Genomic DNA, 24,551 nt, shown 5'->3' on the forward strand with positions numbered 1-24,551 from the left:
TGCGGGCGGCGGCGCCTCACGTCGTGCAGTCCAGCACCGTGCGGCACAGCGCGCACCGGGCCCGCACCCGGCCGCGCACCGGAACCCTGTTGCGCTGATGGCAGGTCGGGCACGGGAAGGCGACCCGGAGTCCGTCCCGGCCGGTCTCGAAGGTGTACGGGGGCTCGGGGCCGGGGGCCGCGCCCGCACCGGGATGCTCCTGGGCGTACCGCCGGTCCTTGGCGTACCGGCGCCGGCCCGCCCAGCCGGCCGCCGTCAGCGGCGGCTGCAGGCCCTCGCGCAGGGCCTGCGCCCGGCCCTTCGTGTACGCCGTGTAGGCCTGCGGGCTGGTGAACCACGGCGAGGGGTCCTCGTCGAAGGCGAGCGCCCGCTTGGCCAGTACGTACCCGAACTCCTCCGGGGTGAGGTAGCCGAGCTTCTGGCTGGAGGTGGCGTCCTCCCGGAACGCGTCCAGCAGCAGCCAGCCCGCCCCCAGATAGGCGGCCGCGGTGTCGGTGAGGATCTCGTTGTCGCGGGTCCCGGGGAACTGCAGGTCGAGCCGGTGCAGCAGCACATGCATGACCTCGTGCGACAGCGCGGCCCCGATGTCCCTTCGGTGGGTGCGGAACCGGTCGTTGAGCTCGATGAAGTACTCCGGCCCGGCCGCGAGTTCGACACTCCCCGCGTGTTCCATCGCACGGAACGCGACGACCATCCGGGCGTCCGGCAGACGCAGGTGCTGCACCATCGCCCGCGCCACGCGCTGCGCGCCGAGGTGCAGATCGTCCGCGTCGGCGAAGGCCGCGTCTGCGGGGAGGAGGCTCGGTGCGAACCGGTGGACACCGTCGTACGACAGCCGCCGGTACAGCGCGGTGATCGCCGACCGGACGGTGGCCAGGTGCGGGAAGCCGTGCACCACCGGGCTGCCGTGGGGGCCGTCGCTCACGCCCTCACCCCCGTCCGTGCCGCTCGGCTCCGCCCACTGTAGCCGGGGCGGCACCGAGCGGCCCGGAAAGCCGGACGTCAGCCCCGGGCGTCCTCCTGGGCAGCGGTGTACGTGCGGACGGGCAGCCCCGGCCCCAGCTCCGCGTACGGCGCGCCCGCGTCCTCCACCTCCAGCACCCACACCTCGTTGACACCGTCCCGCAGCACCGGACCCGGTACGTACAGCGTCCGCTGCGGGCCCGCTGACCAGTACCGCCCGAGGCAGAACCCGTTCACCCAGACGAATCCGCGCGTCCAGCCCGGCAGTTCGAGCCCCGCGTGCCCGGTGCCGCCCGCGTCCGCGAGCTCGAAGGAGCCCCGGTACAGGCCGCTGCGCCCGGACCCGTCGAGCGGGGCGAACGGGACGCCGGCCACCGCCGCCGCGTCCTCGAACGCGTCGAGCCGCAGCGCCCGCGCCCGTACGCCGTGCAGGAACTGGCGCTCGTGCAGCACGCCCCCGGTGATCCCCTTGGCCTCGCCCAGCCGCGGCCCGTAGTTGACCCGGCCCAGCGACTCCACCCACAGCTCGACCTCCGCGGGTCCGGCCACCGGCTCCGCCAGGGTGCTGTCCTCCTCGCTCAGGACGCCCTTGCGGACACCGTCCACGTACACCACCGCCCGGTCCCGGAGACCCGACACCCCCAGGGCGTACGGCTGTCGGGGACCCGGGACCCCGACCCGGTAGCGCACCAGGCCGCGGTCGACGCCCAGCTCCTCGAACGTGGGCGGAACGCCGGACTCCGGCTGCTCCTCGTCGCCGAGTGCCTCCATGACGTCCTGGAGCGGTGCCCAGCCGGTCAGCGCGGCCCGCAGCGGTGCGGCGAGCGCGGCGGGCGCGGCCGGCAGCTCGGGCAGCGGCCCGTCCGCGTACTCGGCGAGGACCTTCCGGAACAGCCAGAACTTCTCCGTGGGCCGCCCGTACTCGTCGACCGGCGCGTCGTAGTCGTACGACGTCACCGTCGGCTGGAACTCCTGGTCCTGGAGCGGGCCCGCGCGGTTGGCGCCCGCCCAGCCGCCGAAGTTCGTCCCGCCGTGCGCCATGTAGATGTTGACCGACGCCCCGCACTCCAGGATTTCCCGCAGCGCCTCTGCGGCCTGCGCCGGATCGCGTACGACCGGCGGGGCGCCCCAGTGCTCGAACCAGCCGCACCAGAACTCCATGCACATCAGCGGCCCCGCGTCCTGGTGACGCCGGAGCACCCGGAACGCCTCGCGCGCCCCCGAACCGAAGTTCGCCGTGGCGAGCAGACCGGGCACGGAGCCGCCCGTGAGCATGTGGTCCTCAGGACCGTCGGAGGTGAACAGCGGGACGCTCACGCCGTACTCGCCGAGCATCGCGGCCACCTGCCGCAGATAGGCCTGATCGGTGCCGTAACTGCCGTACTCGTTCTCCGCCTGCACCATGATCACCGGGCCGCCGCGGTCGATCTGCCGCTCCACGACCTGGGGCAGCAGTTCGGCGAACCACCGCCGTACCGCGTCCAGATAAGCGGCGTCGCGGGTCCGCACCCGCCGCCCGAACCGCCCGGTCACCCAGACCGGCAGCCCGCCGTTCTCCCACTCCGCACAGATGTACGGCCCGGGGCGGACGATCGCCCACAGGCCGGCCCGCCGCACCGCGTCCAGGAAGCGGCCGAGCGCCGCCACGTCCCGGAACCGGCCCGGCCGCGGCTCGTGGAGGTTCCACGGCACGTACGTCTCGACACAGTTCAGGCCCATCGCCCGCAGCATCGACAGCCGGTGATCCCACTGCGCCTCGTGCACCCGGAAGTAGTGCAGGGCGCCCGACAGCAGCCGTACGGGCCGCCCGTCGAGCCTGAAGTGGTCGTCGTCGCCCACCGTGAAGTCAGCCATCGTGCTCGTTCTCTCCTGTGCGGGCGGTCCCGGCCGCCGCGCCCCGTGAACCGGTACCGGCGGAATGCGGCACCGTGCGACGGAGCGGGCGAACTCGGGAGGAATGTCGCGACCCAGCCTCACCCCTGGCGTGCGGCCGGTCCATGGACAAAGATCATTGCTGTTTGGACGCAGCACATCGCTGTCGGCACACGACGCGAGAACCGGGGAGCGAAAGCCGATGTACCACACCTGGATGCGCTTCTTCACCCCGAGCCCGCTCCACCACCGCCTCGGCCTGGTCTGCCTCGGGGTGGGGCTCCAGCACGGCGCGCTGCCCACCGTCGGCCCCCGCACCCTGGACCACCACGTCGCCGTGGTCATCAACTCGGGCAGCGGATGGTTCGCCGGGCCCGACGGGCGGCGGGTGCCGGTCACCGGGCCCAGCCTGATCTGGCTGACCCCGGGCACCCCGCACCACTACGGAGCCGATCCGGCCACCGGCTGGGACGAGAGCTTCGTCGACTTCACCGGCCCCGCCACCACCACGTACACCGAACTCGGCTACATCGAGCCGGACCGCCCCCTCGTCCCGCTCTCCGACACGGCGGCACCGCGGGCCGCCATCGGCCGGATGGTACGGGCGGCGCGGCGCGGGAACCCGCTGCTGGAAGTGGAGACCGGTGCGGCCGTCCACGAACTGCTCGTCGCCCTGCGCCGGGCCCGCGCCGATGTCAGCCCCGACGGCGACCCGGTGCTCCAGGCCATGACCCGGGACGCGTTCCAGCCGCTCTCCGTCGCCGAGCACGCCGCCCGGCACGGCATGACCCCCGCCGAACTGCGCACGGCCGTCCGGCGCGGTGCGGGCTGCAGCCCGAAGGACTACCTCCTCGGCATCCGGCTCGGCCGCGCCAAGGAGCTCCTCGCCACCAGCGACCTGCCGGTCGCGGCCGTCGCCCGCCGCGTCGGGTACGACGATCCGGCGTACTTCTCCCGGCTGTTCGCCCGCCGGGTCGGCATCGCCCCGGTCCGCTTCCGCGAACAGCAGGGACGCAGCGTGCCGGGCGGCTGGAGCGACCGGGTGCCGGACCCGGACCACCCGCCGACGATCAGCCCGTAGTCCGCCGCGCCGAGAGGACTTAAGCTCGATGACCATGACCACGAGCGACATCGACGAGTCCGTAGGCGCCGAGCTGAACCGGCTGCGCGAGAGCATCGACAACATCGACGCGGCGGTTGTCCACATGCTCGCCGAGCGCTTCAAGTGCACGCAGCAGGTGGGCCACCTCAAGGCCGCCCACCAGCTCCCCCCGGCCGATCCGGCGCGCGAGGGCCGCCAGATCGCCCGGCTGCGCCAGCTGGCGGAGAGCGCCCACCTGGACCCGGCGTTCGCCGAGAAGCTGCTGAACTTCATCGTGGCGGAGGTCATCCGCCACCACGAGCGCATCGCGGACGAATCGGCGAACGGGACGGGCGGCGCACAGGCCTGACCCGGGGCGCCGGCTGCAGCAGCCGCCCGCCGGCCGCCGCCCGGCCGTCAGGGCGAGATCTCCTCCAGCGGGCGGTTCGCCGTCCCCTCCGCCAGGGTTCCCGCCACCCCCGCGACGCTGTCTCCCGCCCGCGCAGACCACGCGACCGATCACGCCCAGGCGGCTGACCGCACCGCCGACGCTGCAGCCCGGGGCGCGCATCCGGGCCGGGTACCGCTCGGGCGTGTACGGGCACAGGCAGATCGCGAAGATCCGGCGGCGGCCCAGGGCGTCCACACCGCATACGGCAGCATGGGCCCATGTCCGTACTGATGCGCGACGAAGCGCAGACCCGAGCCCAGTTCCTCAACGTACAGCGGTACACGATCGACCTCGATCTGACCGCGGGGGAGGAGACCTTCGACTCCCGTACCCTCATCCGGTTCACCGCCCTCGCGGACGGCGACACCTTCGTCGAGATCAAGCCCGCCACCCTGCGCTCGATCAGCCTCGACGGGCACCCACTCGACCCCGCGGACCTCGACGGCAACCGCTTCCCGCTGACCTCCCTGACCAGCGGCGAACACGAACTCCGCGTCGACGCCGCCATGAGCTACTCCCGTACCGGCGAAGGCATGCACCGCTTCACCGACCCCACCGACAACGAGACCTACGTCTACACCCAGCTCTTCCTGGAGGACGTCCAGCGCGTCTTCGCCGCGTTCGACCAGCCCGACCTCAAGTCCGTCTTCGCCCTCACCGTCACCGCCCCCGAGGGCTGGACCGTCCTCGGCAACGGCACCGCCCGGCACACCGGAGACGGCCGCTGGACCCTCGCCCCCACGCCGCCGATCTCCACCTACCTCGTCGCCGTCGCCGCGGGCCCCTGGCACTCCGTGACCACCGAACACGCCGGACTGCCCTTCGGCATCCACTGCCGCGCCTCCCTCGCCCCCCACCTCGACGCCGACGCCGACGAGATCCTCGACATCACCCGGGCCTGCTTCGACCGGTTCCAGGAGAAGTTCGACGAGCCCTACCCGTTCGACTCCTACGACCAGGCCTTCGTCCCCGAGTTCAACGCGGGCGCCATGGAGAACCCCGGCCTCGTCACCTTCCGCGACGAATTCGTCTACCGCTCCGCCGTCACCCACACCGAGCGCCAGACCCGCGGCATGGTCATCGCCCACGAGATGGCCCACATGTGGTTCGGCGACCTCGTCACCCTCGCCTGGTGGGACGACATCTGGCTGAACGAGTCCTTCGCCGAGTACATGGGCTACCAGACCCTCGCCGAGGCCACCTTTCCCCGGGCCCTCAACTCCGTTCGAGCAGGGGAGAGCCCGTTCCCCGACACCTGGGTCGACTTCGGCGTCGCCCGCAAGGGCTGGGGCTACGACGCCGACCAGCGCCCCTCCACCCACCCCGTCGCACCCGACCCGGCCGCCGTCCCCGACACCGCCTCCGCGATGCTCAACTTCGACGGCATCTCCTACGCCAAGGGCGCGTCCGCCCTGCGCCAGCTCGTCGCCTGGCTCGGCGAGAAGGACTTCCTGGCCGGCATCAACATCCACTTCGCCCGCCACCGGTTCGGCAACGCCACTCTCGCCGACTTCATCGACAACCTCGCGTCCGCCACCGACCGCGACGTCCACGCCTGGGCCGCCCAGTGGCTGCGCACCTCTGGGGTCGACACCCTCACCGCGCACGTCACCGAGGCCGACACCACCTGGTCCCTCGCCGTCGACCACCGCGGCTCCCGCCCCCACCGCATCGCCGTCGGCACCTACGACCACGCCATCGACACCCAGTCCGGCCCCGACCGGCTCGTCCTGCGCGACCGCTTCGACATCGGCATCCCCCAGGACGGCACACCCGTCACCCGCCCCGGCCGCCGGCCCGCCCTCGTCGTCCTCAACGACGGCGACCTCACCTACGCCAAGGTCCGCCTCGACCCGGACTCCTGGAACACCGTCCTGCGCTGCCTCTCCGGCATCCCCGACGCGCTCACCCGCGCCGTCATCTGGAACACCGCCCGGGACATGGTCCGCGACGGCGAACTCGCCCCCGCCACCTACATCGAGGCCGCCCGCACCCACCTCCCGCACGAGACCGACCTCGCACTCCACCAGGGTGTCCTCACCTTCGCCTGCGCCCAGATCGCCGGCCGCTACCTCACCCCAGAGGACCGGCCCGCCGCGCTCACCGCGCTCACGGCCCTGTGCCGCGACCTCATCCGCCGCACCGAGGACGGCAGCAGCCCCGGCCTCCGCCTCATCGCCGTACGCCGCATCGTCGACACCGCCACCCAGCCCGACGCCATCCAGGGCTGGCTCACCGAGGGCACCGTCCCCGGCGGGCCCGAACTCGACGCCGAACTGCGCTGGCGCATCCTCACCCGGCTCGCCGTCCTCGGCGCCACCGACGAAGCCGCCATCGCCGCCGAACTCGACCAGGACCCCAGCGCCACCGGCCAGGAAGGCGCCGCCCGCTGCCGCGCCGCCCTGCCCACCCCCGAGGCCAAGGCCGCCGCCTGGCAGGCCATGTTCACCGACGACAGCCTCTCCAACTACCTCTTCACCGCCGTCGCGCAGGGCTTCTGGCAGCCCGAACAGGCCGACCTCGTCAGCGCGTACGTGCCCCGCTACTACCCCGAGGCGGCCCAGCTCGCCGTCCGCCGCGGCCCGGCCATCGCCGAGGCCGTCGGCAGCTACGCGTTCCCCGCGTACGCCATCGACGCCGACAGCCTCCACCTCGGCGAACAGGCACTCACCGACCGGACACTCGTCCCCGCCCTGCGCCGCAAACTCGCCGACCAGGTCGACGACCTGCGCCGCGCCCTCGCCGTCCGCGACGCCCACTGACCCGGACACGAGCGGCCCGCACCACCCGTGCCCGGCCCGCCCTCATCACCGAGGGCGGGCCGGGCACGTCTGTGCGCGATACCGGGACGGCCTTTCAGGCGGCGCGGGCCGCGGCCTCGACGTGGGCGAGCTGGGCGTCGAGGAGCTCCACGAACGCGGCGCGACGGTCCGCTCCCAGGGGGCGGACGTCGCGGGCGAAGTGGGACAGGGCCGGGAAGCGCTCGGGGTCGGCGCCGAGGACCGCGACGCGGAACAGCTCCATGCCCTGGTCGTACTCCTGGGGGGTGATGGTGCTGACCCCGGCCTCCGAGGCGATCAACGCGGAGATGAGGACCGCGATCCGGTGGTAGTGCGCCGGGATCCTCTCGTCGGGCAGTCCTGACGCCCGCAGGGCCTGCAGCACCTCTTCCATCACCAGCCGGGAGCCGGTGCCGCTCGACGCGTGGCGCCCCCAGACCGCGGCGAGCTGGGGCTGCCGGCCGAAGGCCTCCCGCACGCGCAGGCCCAGGGCGGTGATGCGCTGCTTCCAGTCGCCCTCGGGGCGGTAGCCGTCCATGGCGGCCAGCAGAATCCGGTCGGCGACCGCGCGCAGCAGTTCGGTCTTGCTGCGGAAGTGCCGGTAGAGGCTGGAGGAATCCGTCCCGAGGGCCGCGGCCAGTCTGCGCACGCTGAACGACTCGGCGTCGCCCGTGCGCAGCAGGTCCGCCGCCGCGTCCAGGATCTCCTCGGTCGACCAGCGCCTTCGCCCTGTCATCCCGCTCCTCTCGTCGGATCCCAGCCTAACGTATGCACTTGGCGTTGCACGCACCGCGTGCATAATGAGGACATGGGTGTGCCGGGCAGCCGTCAGCGAGCCGGCCGACACCCCACTCGTGCCCCGTCACCCGGGGGCGGCCGACCGATGCGGAGCTCACCCCCGGGACTACGAAAGGACGCAAGCCGTGAGGAACGCACTGGATCCCGCGGAGCTGGACACCGCCCTCGACAACGTCCACCGCGCGGGAATGCCCGGCCTGTTCGCCGAAGTACGTGACGGCGACCAGGTCTGGCGCGGCGCCGCCGGGACCGCCGACACCGCCACCGGCCGCCCCGTCACCGCCGACATGCGCCACCGCGTCGGCAGCATCACCAAGACCTTCACCGCCGCCGCCGTGCTGCAACAGGCCGAGAGCGGCCGGATCGGCCTCGACGCACCGATCAGCCGCTACCTCCCGGAACTGGTCCCGGGAGACCGCGGTGACGCGATCACCGTCCGGATGCTGATCAACCACACCAGCGGCCTCGCCGAGTACCTCCCCTACGCCTACCCCTCCCTCAAGGGATTCCCCGACGTCGCGGACACCGGGCCCCAGAGCCTGGACGACAACCGGTTCACCCGCTTCCACCCCACCGAACTCATCGAGATGGGCGTCACCGCGCCCCCGAGCGGCGCCCCGGGCAGCACTCCGGGGGTGTACTCCAACACCAACTACCTGCTCCTCGGCCGGCTCCTGGAACACGTCACCGGCACCACGGCCGAGCAGTGCATCACCCGGGACGTCATCGAGCGCGCCGGGCTCCGGGACACCGGATTCCCCACCGGAACCCATGTCGAGGGACCGCACTCGCAGATCTACGAGGCGTGGTTCGGCATGATCGACCCGCCGCGCGACTACAGCGTCTACGACATGTCATGGGTGGGACCGGCGGCCGCACTGATAACGACCGTCACCGACCTCAACCGCTTCTTCGGCAAGCTGCTGGCCGGCGAGATCGTCAGCCCGGCGTCGCTGGCACACATGCAACGCACCGTCCCGGTCGTCTCCCAGGAGGGAAAGACGATCGAGTACGGCCTCGGCCTGTACCCGGCAAAGGCCCCCGGCCAGGCCACCTTCTGGGGCCACGGCGGCACGGTCTGGGGCGCCGGAGCACTGGCCATGACCCGTGCCGACGGCAACCGGCAGCTCTCCGTCGCGCTGAACCTGCAGAGGTGGAACACGCTCGACGCCGCCGGCCGCCCCCAGCCCCACCCCATCGACGACGCGCTCGCGGCCCTCTGCCGCGTGGCGATGTACGGCTGACCGAACCGGAGGAACGACCCGCCCCGCGGACGCGATCGGGCGCCCGATCACGTCCGCGTTCCGGCGACACAGCCCACCGCGGCCTCCCGGACCGCCTCCCGACCGCCCACAGACACACGGGCCCAAGCCGCGCCCATACCACCCGAACCCCCACCGCCCCGCCCTCACCGCACGCCCGTCCCCCTTTCGAGTTCAGATCACCGGGCTCACCGGCCGCGCCACCCGAAACCCGGACAAGCTGGGATGTCCACCCATGCGCTCCGAAGGGCCACCACCGCCATGCCCACCCCGCCCCTCGCCGGAGGCACCACCGGCCCCGCCGCTCTGCGCCCCCTCCTCGACACCGTGCTCACCGCACTTCACGAGGGCGCCCACCGACGCGACGGCCCCCTCCCCGCCGGCGGCCCCGACACCGTCACCCCCCACCTGCGCACCGCCCTCCACCCCGTCATCCCCGACCACGGCACCGGCGCCCACCACGCCCTCAGCACCCTCGTCACCGCACTCGCCCAAGGCGCCGCGGACCCGGCCGACCCCCTCTGCGCCGCCCACCTCCACACCCCGCCCCTCGCCCTCGCCGCGGCAGCCGACCTCGCCGCCTCCGCCCTCAACCCCTCCATGGACTCCTGGGACCAGGCACCCGCCGCCTCCGCCCTCGAAGCCGACCTCACCACCGCGCTCGCCGCCGAGATCTACCCCCACCGCACCGCACCCGACGCCCTCGTCACCACCGGCGGCACGGAAGCCAACCAACTCGCGCTTCTCCTCGCCCGCGAACGCCACGGCCCCGTCCAGACCATCCGCGGCGCCAACGCCCACCACAGCATCACCCGCGCCGCCTGGCTCCTCGGCCTCCCCGAACCCATCACCGTCCCCGCCCCCACCGGCGTCATCGACCTCACCGCCCTCGACGACACCCTCGCCCGACTCCGCGGGCCCGTCCTCGTCACCGCCACCGCGGGGACCACCGACACCGGCCAGATCGACCCCCTCGCCGAGATCGCGGACCTCTGCACCACCCACGGCGCCGAACTTCACATCGACGCCGCCTACGGCGGGCCCCTCCTCTTCAGCCCCACCCACCGCAACAAGGTCCACGGCCTCGACCGCGCCCACAGCGTCACCCTCGACCTGCACAAACTCGGCTGGCAGCCCGCGTCAGCAGGCATCCTCGCCGTCCCCGAACACCACCACCTCGACGCACTCCACCACCACGCCCCCTACCTCAACGCCGACGACGACACCGAAGCCGGCCTCCCCGACCTCCTCGGCCGCTCCCTGCGCACCACCCGCCGCCCCGACGCACTCAAGATCGCCGTCACCCTCCAAGCGCTCGGCCGCACCGGCCTCGCCGACCTCATCGACCGCACCTGCGCCGCCGCCCACCACCTCGCCGACCTCATCACCAAAACCCCCACCCTCGACCTCTACGACCGCCCCACCATCACCACCGTCCTCTTCCGCCCCACCCACACCGACGACCACACCGTCGCCACCATCCGCCGCACCCTCCTCACCCGAGGCCACGCCGTACTCGGCCGCACCCACGCCAACGGCCGCCTCTGGTTCAAAGCCACCCTCCTCAACCCTCACACCACCCCCCACGACCTGCAGAAACTCCTCGACCTCGTCACCCACCTCGCCGCAGCACTCCCGGAAGGCAGCACCCACCGATGACAGCCCGGTCAGCCCGGCCAGCCCGGCCCACGCCCGACGCCGACCAGCCACACGACCTCGTCGGCATCGGCATCGGCCCCTTCAACCTCTCCCTCGCCGCCCTCGCCCACGGCATCCCCGGCACCCCCCACCCCCTCGCCGCCACCTTCTACGAACAACGCCCCGCCTTCCACTGGCACCCCGGCCTCCTCATCGACGGCGCCAGCCTCCAAGTCCCCTTCCTCGCCGACCTCGTCACCCTCGCCGACCCCAGCAGCCCCTGGACCTTCCTCAACTACCTACGCACCCGCGACCGGCTCTTCCCCTTCTACTTCGCCGAGCGCTTCCACATCCAACGCGCCGAATACGACGCCTATTGCCGCTGGGTCACCGAACAACTCCCGGGCCTCCACTTCGGCCACCAGGTCGACGCCATCCGCTGGAACGCCGAACGCGCCCTCTTCGAAGTCGATTTCACCCAACTCGACACCCACGGCGAAGCCGAAGCGCTCGGCCGCGCCCACACCCGCCACATCGCGCTCGGCGTCGGAACCGAACCCCATATCCCCGAACCCCTCAAACCCCTGGCCGAAGCCGGATCAGTCCCCGTCATCCACTCCGCCGACTACCTCCACCACCGCGAACGACTCCTCGACGCCGAACACATCACCGTCATCGGATCAGGACAGTCCGGCGCCGAGATCTTCCTCGACCTCCTCCGCGCCCGCCCCGCCGGCCGCGAGAAACTCCACTGGCTCGCCCGCACCCCCGCCTTCGCGCCCATGGAGTACTCCAAGCTCGGCCTCGAACACTTCACTCCCGACTACACCCGCTACTTCCACGCCCTCCCCGAAGCCGTGCGCGACGAACTCGTCCCCGACCAATGGCAACTCCACAAGGGCATCGACCACGACACCATCACCGCCATCCACGAAGAGCTCTACCGCCGCACCCTCCACGGCGGCTGGCCCGACGCCACCCTCACCCCCGGCGTCTGCGTACGCACCGCGGGCCGCGTCGCCAACTCCCGCGTCGAACTCCACCTCGAACACACCCAGCAGAGCACCCGCTCACGCCTCACCACCGACGCCGTCGTCCTCGCCACCGGCTACCGCGAACGCCCCCTCGACCAGATGCTCGACGGCCTCCACACCCACCTGCGCCGCGACAGTTCCGGCCGCCCCCGCATCGACGACCAGTTCCGCCTCGACCTCGACCCCGCCATCACCGGCAACATCTACGTACAGAACGCCGAACGCCACACCCACGGCGTCGGCGCCCCCGACCTCGGCCTCGCCGCCTGGCGCAGCGCCACCATCCTCAACAACCTCACCGGCACCACCGCCTACCACCTCCCGCAACGCACCGCCTTCACCACCTTCGGCCTCACCCCCCACGCCCCGAAGATCCCCGCCCAGGGCCCCGTCCTCACCCCCCTGGTCCAGAGCAACTGACACCCCCGCCCCACCGGGCACGCAGAAAAGCGGCCGCCCCCTCCCAAAAGGAAAGGAGACGGCCGCCCCACCACAGACCTAGAACACCGGCGTACCGTCCCGCGTCAGCCGCCAGTCCACCGAGGCGAACTGCGCACCGTCCACCGAACCCTTCGCCTGCACCCACCCGATGATGGTGTTCCGGATCTCCTCCGAATTCGCCCAGAGCTGCTTGGCACCCGGCACATGCGGGAAGTTACCCCCACCGCTCGCCCGGTAATTGTTCACCGCCAGCACGAACTGCGCCGCCGGATCAATCGCCTTGCCCTCGAACGAAAGACCAACAATCCGCGAGCCATTCGGCTTCGCGATGTCGATGTCATACGTCAGACCCGACACCGCGTCATAATTGTAATCCGGAGTCTTGTCCGCGTTCGTCAGCTTCGCCGGATCCACCGGAGCACCCGCCGCCGTCTGCACGTAGTACCGCGCCGAGAACTCCAGATAATCCTTGATCTGCGCACCCGTCAGCAACCGCGCCTCAAGCGTGTTCTCGAACGGATACAGACCCGCCGCATCCTTGATCGTCACGTCCCCGGCCGGGATCTGCGCCGTACGCGAGAAACACGACGCCTGCGACAGCACCGGCAGCGCCGCGTACTCGCCACCCGCCAGTGCCGCCTTCACCGTCTCCGCCTGGACGACATTGATCAGATCGATGATCGGCTCGTCCTTCCACGCCGCCTCGGCCGTCGTCATCGCCGCCGTCGACGTACCGATCACCTGATTGACGTATGCCACGACCTTCTTGTGCTCATCCGCCAGCAACTTCGTGATCTTCCGGTCCTCCGCCGCCGTGTTGGAGTTCAACACCTGCGACCCCGCCTTCTCGACCACCCAGCGGCCCTTCTCCCACACCAGATCGAAGTCGAACAGCGTCAGCCGCTGCCCCCACTTCAACGGCTCGGAAAGCACGACCTTCTTTCCGGTCTTCTTGTTCTCCACGAAGTACTCGGGAATCTCCAGATGCGCATGACCCACCAGAATCGCATCGATCCCCGGCACCTGCTCCGCCACCAGACCCGCGGCATTCTCCACATACGGAATCTGATCACCGTACGACGACGTCCCGCTGTTCCCCGAGTGCGCCGACACGATCACCACATCCGCACCCATCGAGCGCAGCCGCGGCACGAACTTCGCCGCCTGCTCCTCCAGGCCCGGGAACACCATCTTGCCGCTGACGTTCGCCTTGTCCCAGATCGCGATACCCGGATTCGTCAGCCCCAGGATCGCCACCTTCACATCCCGGCCGTGCGGCGTCCGCAGCTTCTTGATCACATACGGCGCGAACGCCGGCTTCAGCGTCTTCGCGTCCAGCGCGTTCGCACCCAGCAGCGGGAAATCACACTGCTCCTCGAACTTGCGCAGCACCGGAATGCCGTAGTTGAACTCGTGGTTGCCGAGCGCCGCCGCGTCATAGCCGATCGCGTTCATCGCCTGCGCCATCGGATGCACCGGACCGCGCTTCGCCGTGATCGGGTCGATCTTCGCGTAGTAGTACGACAGTTGCGTGCCCTGGATTGTGTCACCCGCATCGATCATCAGGGTGTTGTGGCGGCCCTTCTCCCGACGCACCTGATCCACCAGCGTCGAGATCTTCGCCAGACCGACGTCGTTGTGGTCGCCGTCGTCGAACTCCTTGTCCGTGAAGTAGTCCCAGTTGAAGACATTTCCATGCAGATCGGTCGTGCCCATCACGGTGAACGAGTACCGCTTCTGCGGACGCCCATGACCGTTCCCGTGCCCATGCCCGTGGCCGTGCGCCTCGGCGGGAACCGCGGCACCGCCCGCGATCGCGACACCCGCACCGGCCGCGGCCGATGTGCCCAGGAACGTCCTTCGATTCAGCGGCATCTCGTCTCCCACATCTCGGTTCTCTCCGTACACAACGCGCGTAGACCCCGCGCACGCGTGGACAACGCGCGTAGATAATCACCCACGCACGGCACCCGGCAACACCCCCCGCAGGTTTCGTTTCGATGACCACCCGCTGTCGCACCCGAGTGCCACAGTGGACCCATGACCGACACCCCGTACCCCTACGGCACCCCCGACCACCCCCGCCTCGCCGTCCGCGGCGACGCCCGCCTCGAGATCGACCCCGAGATCGCCGGCGTCGGCATCACCGTCAGCGCCCGCGGGAAAGACCGCCGCGCCGCCCTCGACGACCTCACCCGACGCAACACCACCGTCCTCGAACTCGCCCGCACCTACGGACAAGCCGTCGAGAAGCTCGAAACCGGCACCTTCTCCATCACGCCCGAACTCACCCGGCGCGGCCGCGACGAGAAGATCCGCACCTACCACGGACGCGTCCACATCACCGCCGTACTCAACGACTTCACCGCACTCGGTGAATTCACCACCCGCGTCGCCGACCTCGACCTGACCCGCATCGACGGACCCTGGTGGGCCCTGCGCCCCGACTCACCCGCCCACGGCGAAGCCCGCCGCCAAGCCGTACGCGAAGCGGTCCAGCGCGCCCGCGAATACGCCGACGCAGTCGGCGCACGACTGGCCGCCCTCGTCGAACTCGCCGACCTCGGCGCCGAGAACGCCACCCCCGCCATGCCCGCCGCCCCCGGTGGCTACGGCCGCACCCGCGGATTCGCCGGCGCCGCGGCCGAACCCGCCCCCGCGCTCGACCTCGAACCACAGCGCCAGACCGTCTTCGCGCAGGTGAACGCCCGCTTCATCATGACCCCGCCCGCGCTCTAGGAAAATGCTCATCCGAGCACCCCGCCGCACAATTCAACACGTGTCAAAAACCCTTCACCCAAAGGTTGTTGAGCAGTCATGCGGAGCCAATTCGCTACCCGTAGGTAAGGTCTAGGCTCAAACCATGCGCCGAGCAAAAATTGTTTGCACCCTAGGACCCGCCACCGACACATATGACCAGATCAAGGCCCTGGTCGAAGCGGGTATGGACATTGCCCGCCTCAACCTCAGCCACGGCACCTACGCCGAACACGAAGAGCGCTACCACCGAGTACGCAAGGCATCCGAGGAAGCCGGGCGCAGCGTCGGAATCCTCGCCGACCTTCAAGGTCCGAAGATCCGCCTCGGACGCTTCCGCGAAGGACCCGTACTCCTTGAACGCGGCGACGACTTCACGATCACCGTCGAGCCCATGGAAGGTGACCGCCACACCTGCGGCACCACCTATGAAGGCCTCAACGCCGACGTCGCCCCCGGCGAACACATCCTCGTCGACGACGGCCGCGTCACCCTCGAAGTGACCGAGGTCGACGGACCCCGCGTCCACACCACCGTCATCGAGGGCGGCATGGTCTCCGACCACAAGGGACTCAACCTCCCCGGCGTCGCCGTCTCCGTCCCCGCCCTCTCCGAAAAGGACATCGACGACCTCCGCTGGGCCCTGCGCACCGGCGCCGACGTCATCGCCCTCTCCTTCGTGCGCAGCGGACGCGACATCGAACCCGTCCACCGCGTCATGGACGAGGAGGGCCGCCGCCTCCCCGTCATCGCCAAGGTCGAGAAGCCCCAGGCCGTCGAGAACATCGACGACATCGTCGCCGCCTTCGACGGCATCATGGTCGCCCGGGGCGATCTCGGCGTCGAAATGCCCCTGGAGCAGGTGCCGATCGTCCAGAAGCGCGCCATCAAGCTCGCCAGGCGCAACGCCAAGCCGGTCATCGTCGCCACCCAGATGCTCGACTCGATGATCGACAACTCCCGCCCCACCCGCGCCGAGGCGTCCGACGTGGCCAACGCCGTCATCGACGGTACGGACGCGGTCATGCTCTCCGGCGAGACCAGCGTCGGCAAGTACCCCATCGAGACGGTCCGCACGATGTCCCGCATCGTCGAGGCCGCAGAGGAGGACATCCTCGCCAGGGGGCTCCCGCCGCTGACCGACCGCAACAAGCCCCGCACCCAGGGCGGAGCGGTCGCCCGCGCGGCAGCCGAGATGGGCGACTTCCTCGGTGCGAAGTTCCTGGTGGCCTTCACCCAGAGCGGCGACACGGTCAAGCGCCTCTCCCGCTACCGCTCACCCATCCCGCTCCTGGCCTTCACCCCGGACCCGGCGACCCGCGCCCAGCTGAACCTGACCTGGGGCGTGGAGACGTTCCTGGGCCCGCACGTGGAATCGACGGACGCGATGGTGGCGCAGGTCGACGAGGAACTGCTGAAGATCGGCCGTTGCCGGAAGGGCGACGTGGTGGTCATCACGGCCGGCTCCCCGCCCGGCGTCGCGGGCTCGACGAACCTGGTGCGGGTGCACCACATCGGCGAGGACGACAGTCCGAAGTAGCGGTCCTCAGTACTTCGGCCCGACGTGAGCGTCCATGAGGGCGACGGACGCCCGTCGGGCGACGGAGATGTTGTAGTGCTTCCCGGCGCGGGTGCAGTGCGTCCAATCGATGCCGAGCTTGTCGAGGGTGTCGGTGTAGAGGCGCCGGATGTCGTCCGACAGGTTGGTGAACCAGTACCTCGGATACTCGTACCGCTTGCGCACGCCCCCGACCTTCCGGGTCGTCCAGTTCATGTTCCGGCAGCCATCGGAGTGGATGAGGCCGCGGACGAAGCCCCAGGGATGCGCGTCGACGATCTCCTGCTGCCAGGGTTCGAGAATGATCGGACGTTCGTGCTTTCTGCCGGGGCCGTGCTGGGGGAAGAGACACCACAGATGCTTCGAGTACATCTTCACCTCGCGGCAGCCCTTCCGGCGGACCCGGCACACGGAGTTTTCGGGGAAGACGGTACGCATGGCGTTCTCGCACTGGTCCATGAGGCCGGGCCAGGACTCGGAGCAGGTGATGGAGAGGCTGGGGGTCTTCATGGCCCGGTTCTGGATGATGTGCCCATCTCCGAGGTAAAGGCCGAGGAGGTAGGCGTAAGCGGCCTGGTCGAGGTCGCCGTCACATCGGGGGCAGAAGGAGCGGTGGGCCCCGGGACACTCGCCACGTTTGGCGCGGTCCATGTGCTTCCAGTAACTGATCGTGCCTGCCGGTACGTTCAGCTTCCGAGCCACGTCCGCGTTCCTCGCGCCGCCGCGGAGGAGAGTGAGGGCCTTCTGTCGCATCTCGGTTCCGTGGAAGTTCATGTGATAACGATGAGAGATCGACCGCTACTGCATGCAACGAAAAGCGGATGTTCACGAGAACGTGAACATCCGCTTTCTGTGTCAACTGTGCCGAGTGCGGGATTCGAACCCGCAAGCCCTTTCGGGCAGATGTGTTTGAGACATCCGTGTATACCCTTCCACCAACCCGGCGAGGGTGCTGCCCGAAAGTGTACCGGGTCACCCGCTGCCGCCGCTGCTAGGTAGGCTGCTCCGCAGCAGTACCTGCCCTGAACCAAGGAGCCCCGTGACCACCCCCGAGTCGCCCCAGCCCGTCGCCGACGACGACAAGTCGCACGTCCCGCCGCTGACGACCCGCGTCGTCATCGCCGAGGACGAGGCGCTCATCCGCCTCGACCTCAAAGAGATGCTGGAGGAAGAGGGATACGCGGTCGTCGGTGAGGCCGGGGACGGGCAGCAGGCTGTCGAGCTGGCCCGGGAGCACAAGCCGGACCTGGTCATCCTCGATGTGAAGATGCCGGTCCTCGACGGGATCTCCGCCGCCGAGAAGATCGCGGAGGAGTCCATCGCGCCCGTCCTGATGCTCACCGCGTTCTCGCAGCGCGACCTCGTGGAGCGGGCCCGGGACGCCGGAGCGATGGCGTACCTGGTGAAGCCGTTCAGCAAGAGCGACGTGGTGCCGGCCATCGAGATGGCCGTGTCGCGGTTCGCGGAGCTGAAGGCGCTGGAGGGCGAGGTCGCGGACCTGTCGCAGCGGCTGGAGACCCGGAAGCTGGTGGACCGCGCGAAGAGCATTCTGCAGACGGACTACGGGCTGTCCGAGCCCGCCGCGTTCCGCTGGATCCAGAAGACGTCGATGGACCGGCGGCTGTCGATGCAGCAGCTCGCCGAGGCGTTGATCGAGGACGCCGAGGAGAAGAAGAAGGCGGCCGAGTAGCCCCGTACTCGAGAGAAGGCCCGCGCCCCGGAAGCAGTCCGGGGCGCGGGCCTTCTTTGTACGAGCGGGTTCAGTCCTCGCCGAGGTAGGCCTTGCGGACCGACTCGTCGTGGAGGAGGTCCGCGCCGGTACCGGAGAGGACGATCTTGCCGACCTCCATGACGTGGCCCTCGTCGGCCAGGGAGAGCGCGGCCTGGGCGTTCTGCTCGACGAGCAGGATCGTGGTGCCCTGGGACTTGAGCTCGACGATGGTCTCCATGATCTTCTGCATCATGATCGGGGAGAGGCCCATGGACGGTTCGTCGAGCATCAGGAGCTTGGGCTGGCACATCAGGGCCCTGCCCATGGCGAGCATCTGCTGTTCGCCGCCCGAGAGGGTGCCCGCGGCCTGCTTCCGGCGTTCCCCGAGGATGGGGAAGAGGTCGTAGGCGCGCTGGATGTCCTTCTCGATGCCTGCCTTGTCGCTGCGGAGGTAGGCGCCGAGCTGGAGGTTCTCGGTGATCGTCAGCCGGGGGAAGATGTGCCGGCCCTCGGGGGAGTGGGCCAGGCCCAGAGCGACGATCTTGTGGGCGGGGATGCCCGCCAGCGGCTTGCCCTCGAAGAGGATGCGGCCGCCGATGGGCTTGAGCAGCCCGGAGAGGGTGCGCAGGGTGGTGGTCTTGCCCGCACCGTTGGTGCCGATCAGGGTGACGACCTGGCCGGCTTCGACGCTGAAGGAGATGCCCTTGACGGCTTCGATCTTGCCGTAGGCGACGCGGAGGTCCTCGACCTCTAGCAGTGCGGTCATCGGGTGTCCTCCTCCTCGGTGCTGGTGCTGATGGTGTCGGTGGTGCTTACGGCGCCTTTGGTGGCGACGGCCTCTGCGGCTTCGACCTCGGCGAGCTCCTCGGCGCCCGGGGCGCCTTCGAACGGGGTGCCGAGGTAGGCGGCGACGACGCGTTCGTCGCTCTGGACGACGTCGGAGGTGCCTTCGACCAGCTTCTCGCCCTGGACGAGTACGGCGACGCGGTCGCAGAGGTTGAAGATGAAGCGCATGTCGTGCTCGATGACGAGTACGGCGATGCCCTGGTCGCGGATGGCGAAGATGAGCTCTTCGGTGACGCGGGTTTCCTGCGGGTTCATGCCGGCGGTGGGCTCGTCCAGGAGGAGGAGGCCGGGGTCGCTGGCCAGTGCGCGGGCGATCTCCAGCTTGCGCTGGTCTCCGTAGGGGAGGTTGCGCGCGAGGTGGTCGGCCTTGTCCTGGAGGCCGATGAACTCCAGGAGTTCCATGGCGCGTTCCCGGCTGGCGTTCTCGGCCTTGGTGAAGCCGGGGAGGCGCAGGAGGGCGGACCAGAGGCCTTCCTTGGTCCTGGTGTGGCGTCCGACGAGGACGTTCTCCAGGACGGTCATGTTGGCGAAGAGCCGGATGTTCTGGAAGGTGCGGGCGATGCCTGCCTGGGTGACGAGGTGGGGCTTGGGGGGCAGGACGGTGCCCTTGTAGCTGACCTTGCCCTCGGTGGGGACGTAGAGGCCGGTGAGGCAGTTGAAGAAGGTGGTCTTTCCGGCGCCGTTGGGGCCGATGAGGCCGACGATCTCGCCCGCGTTGACGGTGAGGTCGACGTCGTGGACGGCGGTGAGGCCGCCGAACCGCATCGTGACGCCGCTGGCGTCGAGCACGGGGGTGCCGGTCTTCGTGGTGGTGGTCATGGTGGTCACGCCCCCGCCTTGGCGATACCGGCGTCGACGTCGTCCGGCTTCCGGGGTTCCGGCACGTCGAGCTGGTCGGTCTCGTGGAATTCGAGCTGCTTCCTGCGGTCGGCGACCAGTCCTTCGGGGCGCAGGCGCATCAGGAGGATGAGTGCGACGCCGAAGAGGAAGAGCTGGTAGTCCTGCATGAACTGGAGCTTGGCCGGGATGAGGTAGAGCAGTGCCGCGCCGACCAGGGGTCCGCTGAGGGTTCCCATGCCGCCGAGGATGACGGCGGCGAGGAGGAAGGCGGAGTTCGGGGGTACGGAGCCGGCGAACTGGTACTGCTCGGGCGTCACGGTGTAGTTGACGTGTGACTGCACGGTTCCGGCGAGTCCGGCGAGGGTGGCGCCGAGGGCGAAGGCGAGCAGCTTGAGCCGGAAGGCGTTGATGCCCATGGCGGTGGCCGCGGTCTCGTCCTCGCGGATGGCGACCCAGGCGCGGCCGATGCGGGATTCCCCGGAGCGGCGGAAGACGAGGACGACGACGGCGGTGAAGACGAGCATGAGCAGGTAGTAGTTGGCCGACCTGCCGAGGGTGAAGCCGCCGATGTCGTGCTTGAGCCCGAAGTCGATTCCGAAGAGGTTGAGGTCGGGGATGCTCGGGATGCCCTGGGAGCCGTTGGTGAGGTCGGGTCCGCTGTTGCCGTTGAGGTTGTTCACGGTGAGGCGGAAGATCTCACCGAAGCCGAGCGTGACGATGGCGAGGTAGTCGCCGCGTAGTCGCAGGGTTGGTGCGCCGATGAGTACGCCGAAGACGAGTGAGGCCCCGGCGCCGGTGAGGACGGCGGCCCAGAAGGGGAACTCGACGCCGATGGCCGACATGGTCGAGCCGGAGACCAGGGCGGCGGCGTAGGCGCCGACGCCGAGGAAGGCGACGTATCCGAGGTCGAGGAGGCCGGCGAGGCCGACGACGACGTTGAGGCCGAGCGCGACGGTCGCGAAGATGAGGATGTTGGCGCCGATGAGCGCGTATTCCTCTTTCTGCTGGGTGAAGGGGAAGCAGACGGCTGCGACGAGGGCCGCGGTGAGGGTGATGTTGCGGTGCTTCGTGGTCATCGCGGTGATGCGGGAGATGAGTCCGGCACGGTTCAGCGCGGTGAAGGCGAAGGCGGCGGTGATGAGGAACCCGATGAAGAGTTCGGTGTAGTCGGTGTCGATGCCGTAGGCGAAGACGTAGAGGCCGATGCCGAAGGCGATGGCGATGGTGAGGATCTCGGCCCAGGCGGGGAGGGGCGCGGCGCGGCGGGCGGCCGGTGCGCTGAGGCCGTTGCGGAAGCGCTGCCAGCCGGCGTCCGGGTTCCCGGTGTCGGGGAGGGGCTGGTCGGCGGGGAGTCCGTGGGCGGCGATGACGGCGATGAGCGCGCCGATGCCGCTGACCCAGGCGCCGGGTTCGAGGTTGACGACGCCGCCGAGGTCGTAGGTGATGGCGCCGATGGCGTAGGCGGTGGTGCCGAAGGTGCCGAGCGCCAGGAGGCGGACGGGGCTGTTGGTGCCGCCGGGGGTGAGCCAGCCGAGGCCGCGGATGCCGTACCCGGAGAGGGTGAGCAGCAGGGTGAGTGCGGCGCTGATGAGGGTGAGGACCTGGAGGCCGCCGGGGTAGCCGGTGACGGTGAGGTCGCCGGGGAACTGGTCGGTCCAGGTCCAGGCGAGGAAGGTGCCCACGAGGGCGACGGCCGCGCCTGCCGTGGTGGCGATGCGGGCCGCGGGGGCGGGCATCGGGATCAGCGCGGTGGCGGGGGGCGTGGTGGTGTGCGTGGTCATCCGTATCACGCCCGATCCGCGACGCGTTCGCCGAGCAGGCCCTGGGGGCGGAGCAGCAGGACGATGATGAGGAGGACGAAGGCCCATACGTCCTTCCAGGCGCCGCCGCCGAAGAGTTCCATGCCGGGTACGTCGCTCATGTAGCCGGTGGCGAGTGATTCGGCGATGCCGAGTACGACGCCGCCGAGCATGGCGCCGTAGATGTTGCCGATTCCGCCGAGGACGGCTGCGGTGAAGGCCTTGAGCCCCATGATGAAGCCCATTTTGAAGCCGATCTGGCCGTTCTTGAGCCCGTAGGCGACGGCGGCGACGGCTGCGAACGCGGCACCGATGGCGAAGGCCATGACGATGATGCGGTCGGTGTTGATCCCCATGAGCTTCGCGGTGTCGGGGTCCTGGCTGGTGGCCTGCATGCCGCGGCCGGCGCGGGTCTTGGAGACGAAGAGGCCGAGGGCGATCATGCAGACGGGTGCGGTGATGAGGACGAAGATGTCGCCGCGTTGGATGTGGGCGCCGAAGATGTCGATCGCTTCGCCCTTGAACTGGGGGAAGGAACGGTCCTTCTTGGCGTCGGGGTACCACTTCCAGATGGCCTGCTGGAGGGCCAGGGAGAGTCCGATGGCCGTGATGAGCGGGGCCAGTCGCGGTGCGTTGCGCAGCGGCCGGTAGGCGAAGCGTTCGGCGGCTGTGCTGATCGCGACGGAGCAGATGACGCCGCCGATGATCATGAGGGGGATGATTGCGAGGAGGTTGGTGCCGGCCGGCATCCAGAGGTAGACGGTGAGGGCCCCGAAGCCTCCGATCATGAAGATCTCGCCATGGGCGAAGTTGATGAGCTGGATGATTCCGTAGACCATCGTGTAACCGATCGCGATGAGTCCGTACATCGCGCCGAGGATGAGTCCATTGGCCAGCTGTTGCGGCAGTTCGTGCACCGCAGGGCCTCCGTGGAGTGGTTCGGATATGGCACCGCGCGGGAGCGCTCTTGGCGCCCCCGCGCGGTCTGGTGTCAGTCAGTGCGTGACCGGGGAGCTAGTTACGGCTTGTAGGCCTCGCTGAGCTTGGACGTCCACTTGCCGCCGTTGACCTGGTAGGCGGTCATCATGGTGTTGGTGGTGTCGCCGAACTCGTCGAACGAGACGGGGCCGGTGACGCCGTCGAACTTGACCTTGCTCATCGCGGCGAGGACCTTGGCGCGGGCGTCGTCGGGGAGCTTGCCGTCGTTGTCGGCGACGGCGATCTTGACGGCCTCGATGATGGACCAGGTGGCGTCGTAGGTGCCGCCGCCGTAGGCCTCGTAGGCGTCCTTGTATCCGGCCGTCTTGTAGTTCGCGATGAAGGTCTTGGCGGAGTCGAGCTCCTCGACGGGCTTGCCGACGGAGGTGGCGATGTCGCCCTGGGCCTTCTTGTTGAGCTTGATGAAGTCGGCGCTGTACATGCCGTCGCCGCCCATGAGGGGGATCTTGACGCTGTCCTTGAGCTGCTGGCTCAGGGGTGCGCCGGCGGGGTACTCACCGCCGTAGTAGACGGCCTTGGCGCCGGACTTCTTGACCTTGGTGACGACGGCGTTGAAGTCGCGGTCGTCGGGGTTGACGTGGTCGGCGCCGACGATCTTGCCGCCGAGGCCGGTGAAGGTCGCCTTGAAGGAGGCGGCGAGACCGGCGCCGTAGGGCTTCTGGTCGTCGATGAGGTAGACCTGCTTGATCTTCGCGTTGTTGTACAGGTACTTCGCCGCGAAGGCGCCCTGGATCTGGTCCGTGGTGGCGGTGCGGAAGTAGGTCTTGAAGGGGCGCTTCTTGTCGCCGGTCTTCCAGTTCTCGCCCTGGGTCAGTTCGGTGCCCGTGTTGGCGGGGGAGATCTGGGTGAGGCTGGCGTCGTTGAGCGGCTTCTGCATCGACTGGGAGACGCCGGAGTTCAGGGGGCCGACGACGCCGAGGACGGTCTCGTCGTCGATGAACTTCTGGGCGTTCTGCTGGCCGACGGAGGGCTGTGCCTGGTCGTCGAGGGGCTTGACGACGAAGTTGATGCCGGGGACCGTCTTGTCCTTGTTCGCCGTCTTGGCGGCGAGGTCGGCGGAGTTCTTGATGCCGAGGCCGAGGGCGGACAGGTCACCGGTGATGGGCGCGTCGACGCCGATGACGACGGTCTGGTTGCCGCCGCTGTCGCTGCTCTTCTTGTCGTCGTCGCGCGACCCGCAGGCGGTGAGTGTCAGTGCTCCTGTGGTGAGCACTGTGGTGAGGATGAGCAAAGAACGGTGTCGCACGAAAAGTCCTTTCCCTGGCGCGGCCTCCTCTGCTTGAGGTGCCGTGTCGTTCGCCGGGCCGTACTGGTAGGTACAGGGCCGTGCCGCAGACGCGCCCGGCGGCGCGGTGACTGGCGGTGACTCTAAGGGCAGGGGCGGGGGTCGGGGACGGGTCAGTCGAATGATGTGACTGTCTTGTTATGCCCTTGAGGAAGGCTTGAGGTGGCTGTGTGGACATGTACGGCTTTTTACCGGACGGCGAAGTGACCGCATCCTGAGAACGCGCAGCTCTGCTAAGGGGCTTGAAGCGATCTTGCTGCTGTCGCGCAATGGGGCGTGGGAGGGCGCGTGAGTGCGCGCGAAAGTGCCCGGCGCCTGCGGGGCCGGGTTCCCCGGGTTGCGTCGGGGTGGGTGAATATTGCGCGGATGTTACGCAGTGTTACATCGGGGGTGGCGTGGTCGACGCGGGGTGGCGGGCGTGCGGGCGGGGCGTGGC

The 24,551-nt window shown here is 69.7% G+C and carries 19 protein-coding genes and 1 tRNA gene; 9 read left to right on the top strand and 11 right to left on the bottom strand.

Features of this window, described 5'->3' with window-relative positions; all coding sequences use genetic code 11:
• Nucleotides 1-16: 16 nt before the first annotated feature.
• Entirely contained in the window at nucleotides 17-925 is a 909-nt protein-coding gene (locus ACIQM0_RS08065) for a hypothetical protein (RefSeq protein WP_401284523.1), read from the bottom strand.
• Nucleotides 926-1,002: 77 nt separating this feature from the next.
• Nucleotides 1,003-2,817, bottom strand: coding sequence for a beta-galactosidase (locus ACIQM0_RS08070; protein ID WP_401284525.1), 1,815 nt, complete (start codon nucleotides 2,815-2,817; stop codon nucleotides 1,003-1,005).
• A 220-nt stretch (nucleotides 2,818-3,037) separates the two neighbouring features.
• Here ACIQM0_RS08070 and ACIQM0_RS08075 point away from each other — a divergent pair, with 220 nt between their 5' ends.
• The 3 genes from ACIQM0_RS08075 to pepN all read left to right on the top strand — a co-directional run bounded on the left by ACIQM0_RS08075 (nucleotide 3,038) and on the right by pepN (nucleotide 7,129).
• Nucleotides 3,038-3,916 carry a helix-turn-helix domain-containing protein gene (locus ACIQM0_RS08075; protein ID WP_385041094.1) on the top strand — a complete coding sequence of 293 codons (879 nt, stop codon included), beginning with the start codon at nucleotides 3,038-3,040 and terminating at the stop codon, nucleotides 3,914-3,916.
• A gap of 34 nt (nucleotides 3,917-3,950) precedes the next feature.
• On the top strand, nucleotides 3,951-4,286 hold the full coding sequence (locus ACIQM0_RS08080; RefSeq protein WP_363021442.1) for a chorismate mutase: 336 nt from the start codon (nucleotides 3,951-3,953) through the stop codon (nucleotides 4,284-4,286).
• A gap of 299 nt (nucleotides 4,287-4,585) precedes the next feature.
• Entirely contained in the window at nucleotides 4,586-7,129 is a 2,544-nt protein-coding gene (gene pepN / locus ACIQM0_RS08085; RefSeq protein WP_401284528.1) for an aminopeptidase N, read from the top strand.
• Nucleotides 7,130-7,223: 94 nt separating this feature from the next.
• Here the strand turns inward: pepN and ACIQM0_RS08090 are convergent, their stop codons facing one another.
• Nucleotides 7,224-7,883 carry a TetR/AcrR family transcriptional regulator gene (locus ACIQM0_RS08090; protein WP_401284530.1) on the bottom strand — a complete coding sequence of 220 codons (660 nt, stop codon included), beginning with the start codon at nucleotides 7,881-7,883 and terminating at the stop codon, nucleotides 7,224-7,226.
• Nucleotides 7,884-8,070: 187 nt separating this feature from the next.
• Between ACIQM0_RS08090 and ACIQM0_RS08095 the strand changes: the two genes are divergently transcribed.
• The 3 genes from ACIQM0_RS08095 to ACIQM0_RS08105 all read left to right on the top strand — a co-directional run bounded on the left by ACIQM0_RS08095 (nucleotide 8,071) and on the right by ACIQM0_RS08105 (nucleotide 12,299).
• Nucleotides 8,071-9,189: a serine hydrolase domain-containing protein gene (locus tag ACIQM0_RS08095; protein WP_401284532.1), complete on the top strand. Its 1,119-nt coding sequence runs from the start codon at nucleotides 8,071-8,073 to the stop codon at nucleotides 9,187-9,189.
• Nucleotides 9,190-9,468: 279 nt separating this feature from the next.
• On the top strand, nucleotides 9,469-10,866 hold the full coding sequence (locus ACIQM0_RS08100) for a pyridoxal phosphate-dependent decarboxylase family protein (RefSeq protein ID WP_401284534.1): 1,398 nt from the start codon (nucleotides 9,469-9,471) through the stop codon (nucleotides 10,864-10,866).
• Entirely contained in the window at nucleotides 10,863-12,299 is a 1,437-nt protein-coding gene (locus tag ACIQM0_RS08105; protein ID WP_401284536.1) for a lysine N(6)-hydroxylase/L-ornithine N(5)-oxygenase family protein, read from the top strand. Before ACIQM0_RS08100 ends, ACIQM0_RS08105 begins: the two co-directional genes overlap by 4 nt.
• Before the next feature lie 78 nt (nucleotides 12,300-12,377).
• Here ACIQM0_RS08105 and ACIQM0_RS08110 read toward each other — a convergent pair whose 3' ends face one another.
• Complete coding sequence (locus ACIQM0_RS08110) at nucleotides 12,378-14,195, bottom strand: bifunctional metallophosphatase/5'-nucleotidase (protein WP_401285094.1); 1,818 nt, start codon at nucleotides 14,193-14,195, stop codon at nucleotides 12,378-12,380.
• A gap of 165 nt (nucleotides 14,196-14,360) precedes the next feature.
• On the opposite strand from ACIQM0_RS08110, the gene ACIQM0_RS08115 reads away from it, so the two are divergent.
• Both ACIQM0_RS08115 and pyk read left to right on the top strand, forming a co-directional pair.
• On the top strand, nucleotides 14,361-15,059 hold the full coding sequence (locus ACIQM0_RS08115; protein WP_401284537.1) for an SIMPL domain-containing protein: 699 nt from the start codon (nucleotides 14,361-14,363) through the stop codon (nucleotides 15,057-15,059).
• 124 nt (nucleotides 15,060-15,183) lie between these two features.
• Nucleotides 15,184-16,617 (top strand): pyruvate kinase, encoded by a 1,434-nt coding sequence (gene pyk, locus ACIQM0_RS08120; protein WP_401284539.1) that lies wholly within the window; start codon nucleotides 15,184-15,186, stop codon nucleotides 16,615-16,617.
• 6 nt (nucleotides 16,618-16,623) lie between these two features.
• Here the strand turns inward: pyk and ACIQM0_RS08125 are convergent, their stop codons facing one another.
• Nucleotides 16,624-17,409 (bottom strand): helix-turn-helix domain-containing protein, encoded by a 786-nt coding sequence (locus tag ACIQM0_RS08125; RefSeq protein WP_401284541.1) that lies wholly within the window; start codon nucleotides 17,407-17,409, stop codon nucleotides 16,624-16,626.
• An 88-nt stretch (nucleotides 17,410-17,497) separates the two neighbouring features.
• A tRNA-Leu gene (locus ACIQM0_RS08130) sits at nucleotides 17,498-17,580 on the bottom strand.
• 94 nt (nucleotides 17,581-17,674) lie between these two features.
• Here ACIQM0_RS08130 and ACIQM0_RS08135 point away from each other — a divergent pair.
• The gene (locus ACIQM0_RS08135; RefSeq protein WP_123469404.1) at nucleotides 17,675-18,325 is read left to right on the top strand and encodes an ANTAR domain-containing response regulator; all 651 of its coding nucleotides are present in this window, start codon (nucleotides 17,675-17,677) and stop codon (nucleotides 18,323-18,325) included.
• 70 nt (nucleotides 18,326-18,395) lie between these two features.
• Here ACIQM0_RS08135 and ACIQM0_RS08140 read toward each other — a convergent pair whose 3' ends face one another.
• The 5 genes from ACIQM0_RS08140 to ACIQM0_RS08160 form a co-directional block, all read right to left on the bottom strand.
• Entirely contained in the window at nucleotides 18,396-19,112 is a 717-nt protein-coding gene (locus ACIQM0_RS08140) for an ABC transporter ATP-binding protein (protein ID WP_124283812.1), read from the bottom strand.
• On the bottom strand, nucleotides 19,109-20,011 hold the full coding sequence (locus ACIQM0_RS08145; RefSeq protein WP_401285097.1) for an ABC transporter ATP-binding protein: 903 nt from the start codon (nucleotides 20,009-20,011) through the stop codon (nucleotides 19,109-19,111). Before ACIQM0_RS08145 ends, ACIQM0_RS08140 begins: the two co-directional genes overlap by 4 nt.
• Nucleotides 20,012-20,016: 5 nt before the next feature.
• Nucleotides 20,017-21,813, bottom strand: coding sequence for a branched-chain amino acid ABC transporter permease (locus ACIQM0_RS08150; RefSeq protein ID WP_401284543.1), 1,797 nt, complete (start codon nucleotides 21,811-21,813; stop codon nucleotides 20,017-20,019).
• 5 nt (nucleotides 21,814-21,818) lie between these two features.
• Nucleotides 21,819-22,748 (bottom strand): branched-chain amino acid ABC transporter permease, encoded by a 930-nt coding sequence (locus ACIQM0_RS08155; protein ID WP_124283810.1) that lies wholly within the window; start codon nucleotides 22,746-22,748, stop codon nucleotides 21,819-21,821.
• Nucleotides 22,749-22,849: 101 nt separating this feature from the next.
• A complete protein-coding gene (locus ACIQM0_RS08160) occupies nucleotides 22,850-24,061 on the bottom strand; it encodes a branched-chain amino acid ABC transporter substrate-binding protein (protein ID WP_401285100.1) in 1,212 nt (403 codons plus the stop codon).
• Nucleotides 24,062-24,551 lie beyond the last annotated feature (490 nt).

It is taken from the genome of Streptomyces sp. NPDC091387 (genome assembly GCF_044756945.1).
Lineage (GTDB): Bacteria > Actinomycetota > Actinomycetes > Streptomycetales > Streptomycetaceae > Streptomyces.